This is a genomic window from Gordonia sp. HS-NH1, from assembly GCF_001418765.1.
Classification (GTDB): domain Bacteria; phylum Actinomycetota; class Actinomycetes; order Mycobacteriales; family Mycobacteriaceae; genus Gordonia.
Window position 1 is genome coordinate 1 of record NZ_LIYC01000125.1, and the last position, 507, is coordinate 507.

At 64.7% G+C, this 507-nt stretch carries 1 protein-coding gene; it reads right to left on the reverse strand.

All coding sequences use genetic code 11. The features are described from left to right. Positions 1-456 (reverse strand): transposase (locus AMD30_RS24345; protein WP_197282852.1); only part of this gene is annotated, 456 nt, incomplete at its 3' end. Between the last annotated feature and the right edge of the window lie 51 nt (positions 457-507).

The window sequence follows — 507 nt, forward strand, 5'->3', positions numbered from 1 at the left end:
CAACGTCATGCCGCCGGCGTAGAGCGAGATGATGATGTCGTCGAGGCCGCCGAGGCGGCGCGAGCCCTTCGGGACCAGCCGCGGGGTGAACGTGCCGTCACGGTCACGAGGAATGTTCAGCTCGACCGGCCCGGCCTCCGAGGCCACCGTTTTCGGGCTCGACCCGTTACGGGCGTTGGGCAACTCCCGCCCGGCCGGATCGCCCTTGGCATAGCCGAGGTGATCGGTCAGCTCGGCCTTCAGACCGCGTTCGAGGGCCAGTTTGATCAGACCTGGGATCAACCCGCCTTCGCCGGTGATCTGGATCTGGCCGGTATCGATCTGGGCGAGCAGCTCATCGACCATGCCCGAGGCCTGTAATGCCTCGGCGACTTCCGCGGTCGAGCGCGGCTCGGCCAGTTCAGGCAACTGCTCGTCGTCGTGGCCCTGCTGCTTGTCGTCTAACGCCATGCTCATAGATCTTCCTCTCACTGATGAGCACTGGACTTACACAGACCATCTGACACC